General features: G+C 69.4%; 16 protein-coding genes. 10 read left to right on the plus strand and 6 right to left on the minus strand.

Going from position 1 to position 17382, the window contains the following annotated elements; all coding sequences use genetic code 11:
* The 3 genes from BM349_RS08705 to tkt are packed head-to-tail and all read right to left on the minus strand — an operon-like array spanning position 1 to position 4870.
* Positions 1-1623: a glucose-6-phosphate isomerase gene (locus BM349_RS08705; protein WP_091706218.1), complete on the minus strand. Its 1623-nt coding sequence runs from the start codon at positions 1621-1623 to the stop codon at positions 1-3.
* Positions 1623-2744, minus strand: coding sequence for a transaldolase (tal, locus tag BM349_RS08710; protein WP_091706221.1), 1122 nt, complete (start codon positions 2742-2744; stop codon positions 1623-1625). The genes BM349_RS08705 and tal overlap by 1 nt, the downstream gene beginning before the upstream one ends.
* Positions 2741-4870: a transketolase gene (tkt, locus tag BM349_RS08715; RefSeq protein WP_091706224.1), complete on the minus strand. Its 2130-nt coding sequence runs from the start codon at positions 4868-4870 to the stop codon at positions 2741-2743. The genes tal and tkt overlap by 4 nt, the downstream gene beginning before the upstream one ends.
* A gap of 320 nt (positions 4871-5190) precedes the next feature.
* On the opposite strand from tkt, the gene BM349_RS08720 reads away from it, so the two are divergent.
* Genes BM349_RS08720 through BM349_RS08730 form a run of 3 tightly spaced genes read left to right on the plus strand, consistent with a single transcriptional unit; the run spans position 5191 to position 7199 of the window.
* Positions 5191-6111, plus strand: a complete 921-nt coding sequence (locus BM349_RS08720; RefSeq protein ID WP_254773858.1) for a heme o synthase — start codon at positions 5191-5193, stop codon at positions 6109-6111.
* 3 nt (positions 6112-6114) lie between these two features.
* A complete protein-coding gene (locus tag BM349_RS08725; protein WP_091706229.1) occupies positions 6115-6834 on the plus strand; it encodes an ABC transporter substrate-binding protein in 720 nt (239 codons plus the stop codon).
* Positions 6831-7199 carry a cupin domain-containing protein gene (locus tag BM349_RS08730; RefSeq protein ID WP_091706231.1) on the plus strand — a complete coding sequence of 123 codons (369 nt, stop codon included), beginning with the start codon at positions 6831-6833 and terminating at the stop codon, positions 7197-7199. Before BM349_RS08725 ends, BM349_RS08730 begins: the two co-directional genes overlap by 4 nt.
* A 19-nt stretch (positions 7200-7218) precedes the next feature.
* Here the strand turns inward: BM349_RS08730 and BM349_RS08735 are convergent, their stop codons facing one another.
* The 3 genes from BM349_RS08735 to BM349_RS08745 form a co-directional block, all read right to left on the minus strand.
* Entirely contained in the window at positions 7219-8793 is a 1575-nt protein-coding gene (locus BM349_RS08735; RefSeq protein ID WP_091706233.1) for a cation:proton antiporter, read from the minus strand.
* A gap of 89 nt (positions 8794-8882) precedes the next feature.
* On the minus strand, positions 8883-9290 hold the full coding sequence (locus BM349_RS08740; protein WP_175525254.1) for a dinucleotide-utilizing enzyme: 408 nt from the start codon (positions 9288-9290) through the stop codon (positions 8883-8885).
* A gap of 109 nt (positions 9291-9399) precedes the next feature.
* The gene (locus BM349_RS08745; protein ID WP_254773860.1) at positions 9400-10356 is read right to left on the minus strand and encodes a COX15/CtaA family protein; all 957 of its coding nucleotides are present in this window, start codon (positions 10354-10356) and stop codon (positions 9400-9402) included.
* A gap of 337 nt (positions 10357-10693) precedes the next feature.
* Between BM349_RS08745 and sufB the strand changes: the two genes are divergently transcribed.
* From sufB to BM349_RS08780, 7 genes are read left to right on the plus strand one after another with little or no spacing between them, the layout of a single operon-like run.
* A complete protein-coding gene (gene sufB, locus BM349_RS08750; protein WP_091707216.1) occupies positions 10694-12112 on the plus strand; it encodes a Fe-S cluster assembly protein SufB in 1419 nt (472 codons plus the stop codon).
* Entirely contained in the window at positions 12113-13318 is a 1206-nt protein-coding gene (gene sufD / locus BM349_RS08755) for a Fe-S cluster assembly protein SufD (protein WP_091706237.1), read from the plus strand. It begins immediately after the preceding gene.
* Positions 13315-13641 carry a non-heme iron oxygenase ferredoxin subunit gene (locus tag BM349_RS08760; protein WP_091706240.1) on the plus strand — a complete coding sequence of 109 codons (327 nt, stop codon included), beginning with the start codon at positions 13315-13317 and terminating at the stop codon, positions 13639-13641. Before sufD ends, BM349_RS08760 begins: the two co-directional genes overlap by 4 nt.
* On the plus strand, positions 13642-14424 hold the full coding sequence (gene sufC / locus BM349_RS08765) for a Fe-S cluster assembly ATPase SufC (protein WP_091706242.1): 783 nt from the start codon (positions 13642-13644) through the stop codon (positions 14422-14424).
* Positions 14425-14433: 9 nt separating this feature from the next.
* The gene (locus BM349_RS08770) at positions 14434-14763 is read left to right on the plus strand and encodes a metal-sulfur cluster assembly factor (protein ID WP_091706245.1); all 330 of its coding nucleotides are present in this window, start codon (positions 14434-14436) and stop codon (positions 14761-14763) included.
* Between the two features lie 56 nt (positions 14764-14819).
* Complete coding sequence (locus BM349_RS08775) at positions 14820-15980, plus strand: MalY/PatB family protein (protein ID WP_091706247.1); 1161 nt, start codon at positions 14820-14822, stop codon at positions 15978-15980.
* The gene (locus tag BM349_RS08780) at positions 15977-17380 is read left to right on the plus strand and encodes an MFS transporter (protein ID WP_254773796.1); all 1404 of its coding nucleotides are present in this window, start codon (positions 15977-15979) and stop codon (positions 17378-17380) included. The genes BM349_RS08775 and BM349_RS08780 overlap by 4 nt, the downstream gene beginning before the upstream one ends.
* Positions 17381-17382 lie beyond the last annotated feature (2 nt).

Raw genomic sequence — 17382 nt, forward strand, 5'->3', positions numbered from 1 at the left:
CTATTGGGCGGCTTCGAAGAGCGTGAGCACCTCGGCCTGGGGATCGGTGAGGGTGAGCGTGACGACCGGGCGTCCGTGACCGTCGGCGAGGACGCTCGCGTCGCCCGCGGCCTGCGCCTGGATCAGCTGACCGAACGTGAACGGGCGACCGGGGATCTCGAGGTCGACGTCGGTCTGCTCGAGGATCTGCAGGAACACGCCCACGGCGGGGCCGCCCTTGTGGAACTGCCCGGTCGAGTGCAGGAAGCGGGGGCCCCAGCCGAACGTGACGGGTCGATCGGAATCGGCCGCGATGAGTTCGCGCAGGCCCTGCAGCTGCGGCAGGCGAAGCCGGTCGACATATGCCTGGATCGACACGTACCCGTCCTCGGGGATCCGGGCCCACAGCGCGTCGAGCACTCCGGCGACCGTTCCGGATGCCGCGAGCGCGGGATCCGAGACGCGGACCTCGACGCCGTCGACGGCGAACGCCGGTTCCGTGGGCTCGGGCCGTGCATCGAGGAGGCCGCGTGCCGCGATCTTGGCCGACTCGACATCCGGCTGGTCGAAGGGGTTGATCCCCAGCATCCGTCCGGCGATCGCCGTGGCGTACTCCCACACGACGAACTGCGCGGCGAGCGACCCGCTGATGAGGATCTCGCCTTCGTGCCGCTCACGGAAGTGGAATTCGTTGGCTTCGTCGACGATGCGCACGATCTGCATGTCGGCGGGCGGGCTCTCCACTTCGGGGGAGACGGGCAGGAGGACCACGGGCAGGATGCCGGTGCCTTCCTTTCCGGTGGACTCGGCGACGAGCTGCTCGATCCAATCGGGCAGGCCGATGATGTGCGTGCCGTCGGTGACCAGGCCCAGCTTGTCGCGACGCGGATCGCCGCCCGCGATCGCGGCGGCGAGCACGAGGGCGGGGTTGTCGGCGCTGTCGATGGCGACCTCGAGAAGCGTGGCTTCTGCCTCCTCGAGGAGCACGCGCAGATCCACGCCGGCCAGGCCCGTCGGCACGAGGCCGAATGCGGTGAGCGCGGAGTAGCGGCCGCCGACGGTCGGATCCGCGTTGAACACGCGGTATCCCTCGGCGCGGGCGGCCTCATCGAGCGGCGAGCCGGGGTCGGTGACCACGACGATCCGTTCGACGGGATCGATGCCGAGATCGCGGAACGCTGCTTCGAAGGCCCGCTTGGCCGAGTCGGTCTCGACCGTCGAGCCGGACTTCGACGAGACGACCAGCACGGTCTGCTGGAGGCCGCCGGCCTCGGCGTCGCCGTCGAGCGCGGCGAGCACCTGTCCTGGCGCGGTCGAGTCGAGGATGACGAGCGGGACGCCGGAGGTCTGCGCGATCACCTCGGGGGCGAGCGAGGATCCGCCCATTCCCGCCAGGACGACCCGCGTGACCCCCTTCGCGACGAGCTCGGCGCGCAGCGCCTCGATCTCGGGCACCAGGGGCTGCGACACCGACACCGACTGCACCCAGCCGAGCCGCTGGGACGCCTCGGACTCCGCCGCAGGACCCCACAGCGACGAGTCGCCCGCGGTGATGCCGGAGGCGACCAGGTCGGCGATCAGGCCGGGCAGGGTCTCGTGGACGACCGACTTGACATGGCCGGTCAGGTGGATCTCAAAGCTCATCAGACGGCCGCCGCGGCGGGACCCTGGAGCGCCTTCGCGACGGTGTCCTTCAGCTCGTGCCACGAGCCGATGAACTTCTCCACGCCTTCGTCCTCGAGCACCTGCGTGACGTCGGCGAAGTCCACGCCGACCGCGGCGAGCTCGGCGAAGACGCCGTGCGCGTCACCGTAGTTGCCGGTGATCGTGTCGCCGGTGACCACGCCGTGGTCGAACGTCGCCTCGAGCGTCTTCTCGGGCATGGTGTTGACGGTTCCGCGGGCCACGAGCTCGGTGACGTACAGGGTGTCCGGCAGTGCGGGGTCTTTGACGCCCGTCGAAGCCCACAGCGGGCGCTGGACGTGGGCGCCTGCCTCCTTGAGCGCGGTGACGCGGTCGGTCGCGAACCGGTCCTCGAACAGCTCGTAGGCGAGGCGGGCGTTCGCGACGCCGGCCTTGCTCTTGAGCGCCTCGGCCTCAGGGGTGCCGATCGCGGTGAGCCGCTTGTCGACCTCGGTGTCCACGCGAGAGACGAAGAACGATGCGACCGAGTGGATCGTGGACAGGTCGATGCCGGCGGCCTGCGCCTTCTCGAGCCCGGCCAGGTACGCATCGATGACCTCGGCGTAGCGCTCGAGGCTGAAGATCAGCGTGACGTTGACCGAGATGCCGGCGCCGATGACCTCGGTGATCGCGGGCAGGCCCGCCTTGGTCGCGGGGATCTTGATGAGGGCGTTCGGGCGGTCGACCGAGGCCCACAGCTCCTTGGCCTGGGCGACCGTGGCGTCGGTGTCGTGCGCGAGGTCGGGAGAGACCTCGATCGACACGCGACCGTCGAGACCCCCGGTGGCGTCGTAGACCGGCCGGAAGACATCGGATGCGGCGCGGACGTCGTCGGTCGTGATCGTGAAGATCGCGTCGTCGACGCTCGCTCCGGTCCGCGCGAGGTCGGTGATCTGGCCGGCGTAGTCGAAGGAGCCCGATCCGATCGCCCCGGCGAAGATCGTCGGGTTCGTCGTCACCCCGACCACGTTGCGCGTGGCGATGAGGTCGGCGAGGTTGCCGGTCGTGATCCGCGATCGTGAGAGGTCGTCGAGCCAGATGCTCACGCCCTCGTCTGACAGGTGCTTGGTGGGGGTGCTCATGCGCGTTCTCCTCTGTACTCCTCGGCTGCCGCGCCTGCGGCGGCGATGGTCTCGCGTGCCGCCTCCACGACGGCCCCGGCGGTGACGCCGAACTTCTCGAAAAGGGTCTTGTAGTCGGCGGACGCGCCGAAGTGCTCGATCGAGACGCTTCGTCCGTGATCCCCGACGATGCCGCGCCACGGCAGCGCGATACCCGCTTCGACGGAGACGCGGGCCTTGACCGACCGCGGCAGCACGGACTCGCGGTAGGCGGCATCCTGCTCGTCGAACCACTCGAGCGACGGAGCCGAGACGACACGGGCGTTCACGCCCTCCGCGGCGAGGGTCTCGCGGGCGGCGACGGCGAGCTGCACTTCGGAGCCCGTCGCGATCAGGATCACGTCGGGCGTGCCGTTCGGGGCCTCCGCGAGCACGTACGCACCCTTGACCGCGAGGTCGGCGGAGGCGAACGTGTCGCCGGAGGCGGCACCGTCTCCGCGCTCGAACACCGGGATGTTCTGGCGGGTCAGCGCGATGCCCGCCGGCCCCGCGTGCCGGCGCAGCATCTCGAGCCAGACCACCGCGGTCTCGGTGGCATCGCCGGGGCGCACGACCGTGAAGTTCGGGATGGCGCGCAGGGCCGCCAGCTGCTCGATCGGCTGGTGCGTGGGGCCGTCTTCGCCCAGGGCGACGGAGTCGTGGGTCCACACGAAGATGCTCGGGATGTTCATGAGCGCCGAGAGGCGGACCGGGGGGCGCATGTAATCGCTGAAGATCAGGAACGTGCCGCCGAACGGCCGCGTCGGACCGTGCAGCACGATGCCGTTGACGATCGCGCCCATCGCGTGCTCGCGGATGCCGAAATGCAGCACCCGGCCGTACGGGTCGCCGCTCCACTCGTGTGTGGACCACTGCTCGGGGATGAACGATTTCGCGCTCTTGATCGTCGTCAGGTTCGACTCGGCGAGGTCGGCGGAACCGCCCCACAGCTCGGGGAGCTCGGCGGCGAGCGCGTTGATCACCGTGCCGGAGGCGGCGCGCGTCGAGACGTCCTTGCCGGCCTCGAACGCCGGCAGCGCCGACGCGATGCCCGCGGGCAGCTCGCGCGCCTGCACACGATCCCACAGCGCCTTGCGCTCGGGGTTGGCCGCAGCCCACGCGTCGAAGCGCTCCTGCCACGCCGCATGCGCTGCCGCACCACGCTCGCCGAGGCTCCGGGTGTGGGCGAGGACGTCCTCGGCGACCACGAAGGTCTGCTCGGGGTCGAATCCGAGCACCTTCTTCGTCGCGGCGAGCTCGTCCGAACCCAGTGCCGAGCCGTGGATCTTGCCGGTGTTCTGCTTGCCGGGCGAGGGCCAGCCGATGATCGTGCGCAGGATGATGAGGGAGGGCTTGGCAGTCTCTCCCTTGGCGGCCTCTAGGGCGGCGTACAGCTCGGCGGCGTCCTCGAGGTACTGGCCGGTCTTCTTCCAGTCGACGACCTGCACGTGCCAGCCGTACGACTCGTAGCGCTTGGCGACGTCCTCGGTGAACGCGACGTTCGTGTCGTCCTCGATCGAGATCTGGTTCGAGTCGTAGATCGCGATGAGATTGCCGAGCGACTGGTGCCCGGCCAGGCTCGACGCCTCCGATGTGACGCCCTCCTGAAGGTCGCCGTCGCCGGCGATCACGTAGATGAAGTGGTCGAACGGCGACTCGCCGGCCGGCGTCTCGGGGTCGAACAGGCCGCGCTCGTAGCGGGCCGCGTAGGCGAAGCCGACTGCGGATGCGAGGCCCTGGCCGAGCGGACCGGTGGTGATCTCCACGCCGTCGGTGTGGCCGTACTCGGGGTGGCCGGGGGTCTTGGATCCCCATGTGCGCAGCGCCTTCAGGTCGTCGAGTTCGAGCCCGAACCCGCCGAGGTACAGCTGCACGTACTGCGTGAGGGAGGAGTGGCCCGCCGACAGGATGAACCGGTCGCGCCCGGGCCAGTGCACATCGCCCGGGTCGTGGTTCAGCACCCGCTGGTAGAGCAGATACGCCGCGGGGGCGAGGCTCATCGCCGTGCCCGGGTGACCGTTGCCCACCTTCTCGACCGCGTCCGCTGCCAGCACGCGAGCGGTATCCACCGCGCGCCGATCGATTTCATCCCAACGCAGTTCCGACACCGGGCCGCCTTTCTCAGAGGGAGTGCACCCGAATCAGCAGACCGCGTCGCAAATCGGGAGGAGCAGCCGGCGCAGGGCGCGCGTGTTGTTTCAGCATACCGAAGCGGGATTCCGCGGCGGCTATGCGATACGTCGTGTGACGGCAGTGTGGCACGGCCATCCGACCGGCTCGTGTCGGCGTCGTGTCGACGCCGTGTCGGCACGCTCACACCGGGATCCGCCCGACTGTGAGGCGCCGCGCGTCGGTGGGCGCGCCGCGCGGATGCCATAGACTCGACACGCAGTTTCAGGCGGTCGAGCGGGGAGCGATGGACACCACGATGACGGCGGGCGCAGCATCCGCCCGCACGAGTCGACCGCATTCCCTGGGTCGAACGATCCGTGCCTACATCGCGCTGACCAAGCCGCGCGTCCTCGAGCTGCTCCTGGTGACCACGGTGCCCGTGATGATCCTGGCCCAAGGCGGGTTCCCGAGCCTCTGGCTCGTCCTCGCGACCGTGCTGGGCGGCTCCATGAGCGCGGGATCTGCGGCAGCGTTCAACATGTATCTCGATCGCGACATCGACGCGCACATGCAGCGCACCGTGAACCGGCCGCTGGTGACGGGTGAGGTCTCTCCGCGTGGCGCGCTGATCTTCGCGTGGGCGCTGGCGGCGGCATCCACCGTCTGGCTCTGGCTCACCACGAACTGGCTGGCCGCCGCACTCTCGGCCGGGGCGATCTTCTTCTACGTCGTGATCTACACGATGATCCTCAAGCGCCGCACCGAGCAGAACATCGTGTGGGGCGGCATCGCCGGGTGCTTCCCGGTCTTGATCGGCTGGACCGCCGTCACCGGCTCGCTCGCCTGGCCGCCGGTCATCCTGTTCGCCCTCGTCTTCCTGTGGACCCCGCCGCATTACTGGCCCCTGTCGATGAAGTACAAGGAGCAGTACGAGGAAGTCCATGTGCCGATGCTCGGCGCGACCCGCAACGGCTCCCAGGTGGGGCTGCAGGTCATCCTCTACGCCTGGGCCACCGTGGTCTGCTCGCTCCTGCTGATCCCGGTCGCCGGCATGGGACTGGTGTACACGGTCTCGGCCCTGGTGTTCGGCGGCTGGTTCATCTACGAGTCGCACCGCCTTTACAACCGCGCGGTGCGCGGCACCGAGCCACGGCCGATGCGCGTCTTCCACGCGTCGATCACGTATCTCACGCTGCTGTTCGTCGCCATCGCGATCGACCCGCTCCTGCCCTTCTGAGTCATGGCGGAAGGACTCGACGACGCCGCCGTGCTGCGGGTCGGGTCGGCCTTTCCCGACCCCCCGTTCAATGGGGAGGCGGATGCCCCGTCCGGACTCGATGTCGATCTGACGGCCGCCCTCGCCCGCTCCCTCGGATGGGGCATCAGGTTCGTGCCGTATCGCGGTGCGGACTTCGACGGCATCTTCGCGGGCCTCGGGACCGACTACGACTGTGTGGCGTCCGGGACGACGATCACTCCGGCGCGTGAGCGGCTCGCCGCGTTCGGTGAGCCGTACCTGGTCTCGGGCCAGGCGATCGCGGTGGACGTGGGCAGGCACCCGGACGTGCGGGGGGTCGACGACCTCGACGGGCTCGTGATCGGGGTGCAGAACGGGAACACGAGCGAACCGATCGCGCGTCGGCTCGTCGCGGACGGGAAGGCGGCGTCGCTGAAGGTCTACGCGTACGACCGGATCCGCGAGGCGGTGTCCGACCTGACGAGCGGCGCATGCGACGTGCTCATGAAGCTCGATCCCGTCCTGACCGATCTCGTCCGGCCGACACCGGGAGTCGAGGTGGTGGCCCGTGGCCTGTCCGTCGAGCGGGTCGCCGTGGCGACCCGCATCGGCGACCCGCTCGGAGCGCGGCTCGCTCGCGCGCAGGCGCAGCTCGAGGCGGATGGCACCCTCGCCAGGTTCCGCAGGATTCGGCTCGGCCGCGCGGATCTGGAGCAGCCGTGATCAGCTGCGTCCGCCTGTGGTCGGATGCGTCCGGCCGTTCGCGCGTGGAGCGTGGTGTCATCACGGTCGAGGTCGGGGAGCTCAGTTCCGCCGCGCCGGCCTCGGAGGTCCGGTTCGAGGAGTCGGCGCCTGGCGCATCCCTGGATTGGCACGTCGCACCGCATCGGCAGTTCGTGCTGACTCTGGCCGGCCGCCTGGAGTTCCTGACCCGCGACGGCGAGCGATTCACCCTCGACCCGGGCACCGTGCTCCTTGCGGAGGACACCGTCGGCACCGGCCACCGCTGGACCTCGCTCGGCGAATCGGGCTGGCGGCGCGTCTACGTGCGGCTGGGGCCCGGACCGGTCCCGTTCGTCGCGCGATGACGTCGGTGTGCGTGCGGCTTCAACCCTGCCTCGGGAACTGCGCGCGCAGCGCGGTCTCCTCCGCGTCGATGGCCTGCAGCGCGGCGACGATCGCCGGTTCCTGATAGCGGCCCTCCGCACGCGCCTGCAGCACCGCGGCGCGCTCGGCGTCCAACATCGCGGTGCGCAGCCGGAACTTCGCCTCCAGCTGCGGGATGGAGGCATCCGGGCCGTAGGTGTCGAGCGTCTCGCCGAGGAATCCGGCATCCGTTCTGAGCAGGTCCGCGACGCGCTGCTCGTCGCCGGAGACCTCCTGCGAATCGAGCAGATCGATCCCGGCCTGGCGCGCTTCGGCCATCAGCAGGCGGCGCTCGGTGAGCTCCTGGGTGAAGCTCGGCTTGGGCAGCTTGAGGGCCCGGATGATCGCCGGAAGCGCAAGCCCGCCCAGGAGGCTTGCGACCACGACGACGAAGGCCAGGAACTGCAGGTACTCGCGCTGCGGGGTCTCGGGCGGAAGGAGGAACACCGCGGCCAGCGTCACCACGCCGCGCACGCCCGCCGCGGCCACGGCCACACCGCTGCCCCATGCCCACCGGCGCTCGCGCAGCCGTTTCGGCCCCTTCCGGTACAGCAGCGTGGTGCCCATCACCCAGGCGAACCGCGACACCACCAGCGCGAGGAGAAGACCGATGCAGATCACGACGGTCTGCCAGATGCCCGGACCGGTGCGGATCGCGCCCTCGAGGATGCCCTCCAGGTTCAGCCCGATGAAGAGGAACACGGCGTTCTCCAGGAGGAACTGGATCGTCCGCCAATTGAGTCGCTCGGCGACGCGGGCCTCGGCCGAGGAGACGGCCGGGGCACGATAGCCGAGGTACAGTCCCGCGATCACCACCGACAGGACCCCCGACCCGTGCAGCAGCTCGCCGAGCAGGAATGCCGCGAACGGGGTCACGAGCGTGAGACTCGTGTCGAGGACGGCGGAGTGCAGTCGCGATCGCACCCACGAGACGATCCAGCCGACGCCGAACCCCACGCCGGTGCCCACGGCGACGGCGATCACGAAGTCCAGCCCGATCTCCGCCGGGGTGACGACGCTCACGATCGCGGCGATCGATGCGTTCAGCGCGACGAGGGCGGTTGCGTCGTTGAGGAGGCTCTCGCCCTCGAGGATCGTCACGACGCGCCTGGGCAGGCCGAGTCGACCGGCGATCGCTGTCACGGCGATCGCATCGGTTGGCGCGACGACCGCGGCGAACGCGAACGCCGCGGCGAGCGTGATCGCCGGAATCAGGGCGAAGGCGGCGATCCCGACGACGAGCACGGTGAAGGCGACCAGGCCGACCGACAGGAGGAGGATGCTGTCGCGACGGGCGCGCACATCGATCACCGAGGTGCGGATGGCGGCCGCGAACAGGAGCGGCGGCAGGATGCCGTACAGGATCAGCTCGGGCTGCACCTGCACCTGCGGGACAGCGGGGATGAACGACGCGGCACCGCCGACGACGACGAGGGCGACCGGCGCCGACCACCCCAGCCGTCCGACGAACCCCGTGACGGCGACGGTCGTGATCACGAAAAGGACGATCCACGTGATCGTTCCGACAGGGTCCACGCAGTCAGTATCGAGCAGGAAGGGCGGGAGTGCGCGATTCTGCGCGGACTCCCGCCCTTCCGGTGGGCTGTTTCAGCCCGACACGCGGATCAGCGCTGCGGTGGGGCCTCCGGCACCGAGACGAGCTGCTCGTCGGCGACGACAGTCGCGGGAGCGGTCTGCTCGACCGGCGCGTCCGTGAAGGACTCGTCCTCCGGGGTCCAGTCCAGCGCCTCGATGATCTCGACATCGCTGACCGGAACGAACGAGCGGACGGCAGCGACCACGAGGGTCAGGGCGAGTCCGATGATGCCGGTGGCGATCAGGATTCCGCCGACGATCGCCCAGACCTGGCCGACGTACACGTCGACCGGGGTCGCGGTGCCGTCCGTGAGTCCGGTGGACATGACGCCGAGCTTGGTGACAGCGAGCCACGCGCCGAATGCGCTGGTGGCGAGCGATCCGACGAGGAGGATCCAGAACGGGATGCTGCGGAGAAGGCTGGGACGAACGGTCATACGAGAACTCCTTGAGGTTGGGGGTGGCGGCTCAGCCGCGCGGGTCAAGCTTCGCTCGGCCACCCGAGCCGCACGTGTGCGATTCCGATGAGTCCGCTATGAGCGCGGATCAGCGACCGGCGGGTGCGGCGTGAACCGATCCAGCGTACGCGGGGTCTTCCTGGACAACTCCTGCAGACGCAGTCAGATGCATCACCACCGCGGTCATCGCCGCGACCAGGAGGACCGCGAGGACCATGTGGACGTTGACCAGCACGATCGGCAGTCCTGTCCGCGCCTGCCAGAGGCCGACGACGATCTGTGCGGCCTCGACGGCCAGCAGCAGACCGGTCCAGAGGCGGAGGCGGAGCGCGGGGTCCGTGCGCCACGAGGCGGCGACCAGGACGAGCGTGAGGGCCAGCAGGGCGTATGCGGGCCAGGAATGCACGTGCTGCATGAATTCGGGGTCGAGGCCGTTCCGCGCGGCCCCGCCGTCCCCGGCGTGCGGGCCGGACCCCGTCACCAGGATTCCGACGACCACGGTGATCAGTACGAGGGCGCTCGTGAGGTGGGCCAGCAGGGCGAACCAGCGCGGCACGGCGCGCACGCGAGGGCCGGGTGCGGCGTAGACGCGCGCCACCAGCACCGTCGCGAGCGAGACGAGGACGACCGACGCGAAGTAGTGCAGGCCCACGACGTACGGGTTCAGGTTGGTCAGCACGGTGATGCCGCCGATGATCGCCTGCAGCGGCACGTACAGGCCGATCACGAGCGACAGCCAGAACAGATCGCGGCGCCGGCGACGCATCCGCACGACGAACAGGAACATCAGGATGGCGACGACGACGAGCACGAACGTCAGCGTGCGGTTGCCGAATTCGATGACTCCGTGGATCCCCATCTCCGGTGTGGGGACGAACGACCCGTCCGTGCAGCGCGGCCAGGTCGGGCAGCCCAGTCCCGAGCCGGTGAGGCGCACGAGCCCGCCGGTGCCGACGATCCCGACCTGGACCGCAAGGGTCGCCCACGCCGCGGCGATCACGCGGCGGTCGACACGGGCGGGCAGCCACTCCCAGAACCGACGCAGGAATCCCGTCCGGGCGACCTGCGTCGGCGAGCCGTTGGTCTCGTCCGGGGCCCCGCTGGGGGTCCTCGTGGGGTCCGCGGCCATCGGGCCTCGCCTCCTGGGAATGCGCACCGGACGTGGCCGGAGAAGGGTCCGGCCAACCGGTGGGGCGGCGGAACCCTGTAGAATCAAAGGGTCGGATGCGGGCGCGTCGCGCTCTGCATCACTGACAGTGTAGGCGCGCAGGACGGCGCCTCGTGATTGGGCCCACCGAGCGGCATCCCTCTTCGGAACTCCACCGGAGGAGTAGGAATGCCGGGGCGGATGACACCGTTGTGGCCCGGAGGAGAGTGTGACGATGTCGGATGTGCTGATCGACCGACCAGAGCTTGCGAGCCTCGGGCAGTACGAGTTCGGCTGGCACGACGAGGACGCCGCGGGAGCCGCCGCACAGCGCGGGCTCAGCGAGTCGGTCGTGCGCGGGATCTCCACCCTCAAGAACGAACCCGAGTGGATGCTCAAGACCCGTCTGAAGGGCCTGCAGCTGTTCGAGCGCAAGCCGATGCCCACGTGGGGCGCCGATCTCAGCGAGATCGACTTCGACAACATCAAGTACTTCGTGCGCTCGACCGAGAAGCAGGCCGGCACGTGGGAAGAGCTCCCCGAGGAGATCCGGAACACGTACGAGCGCCTGGGCATCCCCGAGGCCGAGCGTCAGCGCCTCGTCGCCGGGGTCGCCGCGCAGTACGAGTCCGAGGTCGTGTACCACCAGATCAACGAGCAGCTCGAGGCCCAGGGCGTCATCTTCATGGACACCGACACCGCGCTGCGTGAGCACCCCGAGTTCTTCGAGGAGTACTTCGGCACCGTGATCCCCGCCGGCGACAACAAGTTCGCGGCGCTGAACACGTCGGTGTGGTCGGGCGGATCGTTCGTATACGTGCCGCCCGGCGTGCACGTCGAGATCCCGCTGCAGGCGTACTTCCGCATCAACACGGAGAACATGGGGCAGTTCGAGCGGACGCTCATCATCGCCGACGAGGGCTCGTACGTGCACTACATCGAGGGCTGCACGGCCCCGATCTACAAGAGCGACTCGCTGCACTCCGCAGTGGTGGAGATCATCGTCAAGAAGAACGCCCGCGTGCGTTACACGACGATCCAGAACTGGTCGAACAACGTCTACAACCTCGTCACCAAGCGCGCGATCGCGCACGAGGGCGCGACGATGGAGTGGATCGACGGCAACATCGGCTCGAAGGTCACGATGAAGTACCCGTCGATCTTCCTCGTGGGCGAGCACGCCAAGGGCGAGACCCTGTCGGTCGCCTTCGCCGGCCCCGGGCAGCACCAGGACGCCGGCGCGAAGATGATCCACATGGCGCCGTACACGCAGTCCTCGATCGTGTCGAAGTCGATCGCCCGCGGCGGCGGACGCGCGGGCTACCGCGGCGAGGTACGGGTGGACGCGAACGCGCACCACTCCGCCAACACGGTCCGCTGCGATGCGCTCCTGGTCGACACGATCTCGCGGTCCGACACGTATCCATCGATCGACATCCGCGTCGACGACGTGCAGCTCGGTCACGAGGCGACGGTCTCGAAGGTCAGCGAAGAGCAGCTGTTCTACCTGATGAGCCGGGGGATGCCGGAGGACGAGGCGATGGCGATGATCGTGCGCGGCTTCATCGAGCCGATCGCCCGCGAACTTCCCATGGAGTACGCCATGGAGCTCAACAAGCTCATCGAGATGGGCATGGAAGGATCGGTCGGCTAGATGACGGCCACGACGCAGGCACCGCCCACGGTGCCGGGTTCCACCGCGCACACCGACGGGGCCTGGGCCCCCATCCAGACCCGCTCCGAGCGCCCGCGCTCGTACGACCCGGCCGACTTCGAACGGCCCACCGGCCGCGAGGTCAACTGGAAGCACTCACCGGTCGACCGCCTCGCGCCGCTCTTCGACGACGTCGAAGGGGTGGCGGGTGCCGTCAGCGTCGCCGTCTCGGCGGCCGACGCGGTCCAGACCGCGACGCTCGCGGTGGGCACCGCCCCTCGCGGTGATGTGTTCGTCCCCGAGGATCTGCCCGCCGCCATCGCGTGGCGGCATGAGGCGGGCGCGCACCTGCTCCGGATCCCGGCGGAGGTCGAGCTCGAGGAGCCGGTCTACGTCGACGTGAACGGCCACGGCGGGCTCGCCCACACGCACCTCGTGCTCGAGGCCATGCCGAACGCACGTGGAACGATCGTGCTGCGCCACACCGGATCGGTGCGGCTGGCCCAGAACGTGGAGATCATCGTCCGCGACGGCGCCCACCTCACGGTGATCAGTTCGCAGCGATGGGACGATGACGCCGTCCACGCGGCATCCCACCAGGCGCGCGTCGATCGCGACGCCACGCTGCGTCACTTCGTGATCAGCTTCGGCGGCGGCGTGGTTCGCATCAACCCGAGCGTCGAACTGGCCGGAGCGGGCTCGCAGGCGCACCTGTACGGCCTCTCGTACTCGGATTCCGGCCAGCACCTGGAGAGCCAGGTTTACCTGTTCCACAAGGGACGCGACACCCGCGGCGACGTGCTGTACAAGGGTGCCCTGCAGGGTGCCGGCGCCCGCAGCGTCTGGATCGGCGACGTCCTCATCGGACCCGACGCGGTCGGCACCGACTCGTACGAGGCCAACCGCAACCTCGTGCTGACCGACGGCGCCCGCGCCGAGTCGATCCCGAACCTCGAGATCGAGACCGGCGACATCCGCGGCGCCGGCCACGCCAGTGCGACCGGCCGCTTCGACGACGAGCAGCTGTTCTACCTGCAGTCACGGGGGATCAGCGAGGACGAGGCGCGTCGCCTCGTCGTCGTCGGCTTCCTGAGCGATATCGTGCAGCGCATCGGCATTCCCGCCCTGGAGGCCGAGCTGCACAGTGCCATCGAGAGCGAATTGAACGCGATCGAGGCAGAACCTCAGGAAGGAGCGGCTCCGTGACCGCTACCCGCGTCTGCACACTCAGCGAACTCGAACAGGACTCGGCGCTGCGCGTCGAGGTCGACGGCGTCGCGATCTGCGTCGTCCGCGACTCGAGCGACGAGGTCCACGCGATCGGCGACGTGTGCACCCACGGCGACATCTCGCTCGCCGAGGGCTTCGTCGACGGCGACACGATCGAGTGCTGGGCACACGGCTCGGCGTTCTCCCTGCGGTCCGGCAAGCCACTCAATCTCCCCGCGTACGAGCCCGTCCCCGTGTTCGCGGTCGTCATCGACGGCGACGACGTGCTCATCGACCCAGCTGTGAAGAAGGAAGTCTGAATGTCAGTCCTCGAGATCCGCGACCTGCATGTGACGGTCGAGACGGATGCCGGAACCACGCCGATCCTCAACGGCGTGACGCTCACGATCCGCAAGGGCCAGACCCACGCGATCATGGGCCCCAACGGCTCGGGCAAGTCCACGCTCGCCTACACGATCGCCGGACACCCCAAGTACACCGTGACGAGCGGCACCATCACGCTCGACGGCGAGGACGTCCTCGCGATGACCGTCGACGAGCGCGCCCGCGCCGGCCTGTTCCTGGCCATGCAGTACCCGGTCGAGATCCCCGGGGTGACGGTCACCAACTTCCTGCGCACCGCGAAGACCGCGATCGACGGCGAGGCGCCGCCGATCCGCACGTGGACCAAGGATGTCAAGCAGTCCATGAAGAACCTCCGCATGGACCCGAAGTTCGCGCAGCGCAACGTCAACGAAGGCTTCTCGGGCGGCGAGAAGAAGCGTCACGAGATCCTGCAGCTCGAGCTGCTGCGCCCGCAGATCGCGGTCCTCGACGAGACCGACTCCGGCCTCGACGTCGACGCGCTCAAGATCGTCTCCGAAGGCGTGAACCGCGCGAAGGAGGAGACCGACCTGGGCGTCCTGCTGATCACGCACTACACGCGCATCCTCCGCTACATCCACCCCGACTTCGTGCACGTCATGATCGCCGGCCGGATCGTCGAGGAGGGCGGCCCCGAGCTCGCCGAACGGCTCGAGGACGAGGGGTACGACCGCTTCATGGAGCCGCTTCTCGAGGCCGCGGCCGAGGGCGAAGCGTAGAATCCTCCTATGACCGCGACGCTCGCACCCGAGAAGTACGACGAGGTCCAAGAAGCCCTCAAGGACGTCATGGACCCCGAATTGGGGATCAACGTCGTCGACCTCGGGCTGATCTACGACCTCGGCTGGGACGACGAGAACGACGCCCTGGTCATCCACATGACCCTCACGAGCGCCGGCTGCCCGCTGACGGACGTGCTCGAGGAGCAGACCGCGCAGGCGCTGGACGAGGTCGTCGACCGGTTCCGGATCAACTGGGTCTGGATGCCGCCGTGGGGTCCTGAGCGGATCACCGACGACGGCCGCGACATGATGCGGGCGCTCGGCTTCGCGATCTGATTTCGCCGTCTGACGCGCGAAGTCGCGGCATCCGCTCGCGTCGATAGGGTCGAAGAGTGAGCGTCACCCCTCTGCAGGCACTGCCCATCGAACAGCTGCGACAGCGCTCCAGCACGAAGTGGCGGAAGTATCCGCCCCACGTCCTGCCGCTCTTCGTGGCCGAGACGGACTTCCCCCCGGCGCCGGCCGTCACCCACGCGCTCTCGCGTGCTGTCGAGCTGGGGGACACGGGATATACGCCTCCCGACCCGGGCATCGCCCAGTCTTACGCGGATTTCGCACAGCGACGCTTCGGATGGACGGTCGACCCCGCCAGGATCCGCACGACGTGCGACGTCATGATGGGCGTCGTCGAGATCCTCCGGCGGGTGACCTCGCCGGGAGACCGGGTGATCGTCACGCCGCCGGTCTACCCGCCGTTCTACGAGTGCGTGCCCGAGGCGGGTGCCGTCGTCGAGCGCGTGCCGCTCGTCGACACCGGCTCGGCGTGGGAACTCGACCTGCTCGGCATCGAGGCGGCGCTCGCCGGAGGCGCACGTGCCGTGCTCCTGTGCAACCCGCACAACCCCACCGGAACTGCCCACTCCCGTGAGACCCTGGCGGCATTGGCCGACCTCGCGGCGGGGTTCGGGGCGACCGTGATCAGCGACGAGATCCACGCTCCGCTCGTGCACTCCGGCCACCGCTTCACGCCGTTCCTGTCCGCTTCGCCCGCGGCTGCCGAGGTGGGCTACGCGGTCACCAGTGCGAGCAAGGCCTTCAATCTCGCGGGCCTGAAGTGCGCACTCATGGTCACCGCCGCCCCGCACACGGCGGATGTCGTGCGCGCCCTGCCGGACGAGATCGAATGGCGGACGGGACTGTTCGGCGCGATCGCCGGGGTCGCGGCGTTCTCGCAGGAGAGCGACGAGTGGCTCGACGCACTTCTGGCCTCGCTCGATTCCAACCGGCGACTGCTCGCGGAGCTGCTCACCGAGCACGTGCCGGCGGCTCGATACCGCATCCCCGACGCGGGCTTCCTGGCATGGGTCGACCTGACCGAACTCGGCTGGGGCGACAATCCTGCGGTCACGATCCGTCGCGAGGCCGGTGTCGCGCTTCACCTCGGGCCGCTGTTCGGGGACGAAGGTCTCGGACACGTGCGCATCAACTTCGGCTGCTCGCCCGAGGTCCTGCGCGAGGCCGTCGAGCGCATCGGCGCGCTGGCATCGTCGTGACGGATCCTCGGGAGGCCGCCACTGCGGATCCTCTCGCCGCGGGTCAGGGGGAGTCGATCTGGGGCGCGGGGTATCGCTGGGTGACGGTGGGCGCCGTCTCGCTCGTGTTCCTCGCGGCGATCCAGGCGCTGGCCGTCACCACCGTCATGCCGATCGTGAGCGCCGATCTGCAGGGCGAGACCCTGTACGCGGTGGCCTTCGCGGGCACGCTCGCCACGAGCGTCATCGGAATGGTCGCGGTCGGCGCATGGAGTGACCGATCGGGGCCGAAGGCGCCCCTGTACGCCGCCGTCGCGCTCTTCGTGATCGGCCTCGTCGTCGCCGGTCTCGCCTCGACGATGCCGTTCCTGGTGGTCGGCCGCCTGATCCAGGGGCTGGGTCTGGGGGGTGAGACGGTCGCGCTGTACGTCGTGGTCGCGCGCATCTACCCGGCCTCCATCCACGGCAGGGTGTTCGCGGCGTTCTCCGCCGCCTGGGTCGTGCCGTCGCTCATCGGTCCGTTCCTGGCCGGCGCGGTCACGGAGTACCTGCACTGGCGATGGGTGTTCCTCGGCGTCGCCGTCCTCACCGTGATCGCATTCACGATGGTCGCGCTCAAACTGCACGGCATCGCGCTGCACACCGACGAGCCGTCGGACCGCGGCCGGGTTCTGGTCCGGCTGGCGTGCGCCGTCGTCGTGGCGGTGGGTGCGCTCGGTCTGAGCCTCGCCGGCGGGTTCGGCGCGTGGTCGGTGCTCGCGGTCGCCGCATCCGTCATCGTGATCGGCCTCGCGGCCAGGCCCCTGCTGCCCCCGCGAACCCTGCGCTCGGCACGGGGTCTGCCCAGCGTGATCCTGATGCGCGGGCTGATCGCGGGCGCGCTGTTCGGCGCGGAGATCTACGTGCCGTACCTGCTGATCGCCGAATTCGACTTCTCGCCGACGTGGGCGGGACTCGGGCTGACGGCAGCCGCGCTCCTGTGGGCTGCCGCGGCGGACGTGCAGGGGCGATTCGGCGACCGGATCGGAAACACCCGGATCACGCTGATCGGCACCGGACTGCTGTTCACGGCGCTCCTGGTTGCGACCGCGACCGCGTTCGCGCACCTGCATCCGGCCGTGCTGATCGCGGGCTGGGCGCTCGCGGGCGCGGGCATGGGCCTGATGTACCCCCGCCTGACCGTGCTCACCCTGGCGTACTCCACACCGCAGAATCAGGGGTTCAATTCATCGGCGCTGTCGATCTCGGATGCAATCGGAGCATCGGCGGCCATCGCGGTGATGGGACTCGTCTTCACCGCACTCCTCGGCACGGAGGCGGGCTTCTGGAGCGTCTTCGCGATCGCCGCCGTGCTCGCCCTGCTCGCTCTCGTGCCGGGCCTGCGACTCGGGCATGCCCACGAAGCGGCGCCGCACCGCTGAGC

The sequence above is a fragment of the Microbacterium sp. cf046 genome (assembly GCF_900114345.1).
Lineage (GTDB): Bacteria > Actinomycetota > Actinomycetes > Actinomycetales > Microbacteriaceae > Microbacterium.

What these genes read in the sequence shown, in the direction of transcription:
- BM349_RS08705 (WP_091706218.1), bottom strand. Translation starts at nt 1,623, where the DNA reads ATGAGCTTTGAGATCCACCTGACCGGCCATGTCAAGTCGGTCGTCCAC.
- tal (WP_091706221.1), bottom strand. Translation starts at nt 2,744, where the DNA reads ATGAGCACCCCCACCAAGCACCTGTCAGACGAGGGCGTGAGCATCTGG.
- BM349_RS08720 (WP_254773858.1), top strand. Translation starts at nt 5,191, where the DNA reads ATGACGGCGGGCGCAGCATCCGCCCGCACGAGTCGACCGCATTCCCTG.
- BM349_RS08725 (WP_091706229.1), top strand. Translation starts at nt 6,115, where the DNA reads ATGGCGGAAGGACTCGACGACGCCGCCGTGCTGCGGGTCGGGTCGGCC.
- BM349_RS08740 (WP_175525254.1), bottom strand. Translation starts at nt 9,290, where the DNA reads ATGACCGTTCGTCCCAGCCTTCTCCGCAGCATCCCGTTCTGGATCCTC.
- sufB (WP_091707216.1), top strand. Translation starts at nt 10,694, where the DNA reads ATGTCGGATGTGCTGATCGACCGACCAGAGCTTGCGAGCCTCGGGCAG.
- sufD (WP_091706237.1), top strand. Translation starts at nt 12,113, where the DNA reads ATGACGGCCACGACGCAGGCACCGCCCACGGTGCCGGGTTCCACCGCG.
- sufC (WP_091706242.1), top strand. Translation starts at nt 13,642, where the DNA reads ATGTCAGTCCTCGAGATCCGCGACCTGCATGTGACGGTCGAGACGGAT.
- BM349_RS08770 (WP_091706245.1), top strand. Translation starts at nt 14,434, where the DNA reads ATGACCGCGACGCTCGCACCCGAGAAGTACGACGAGGTCCAAGAAGCC.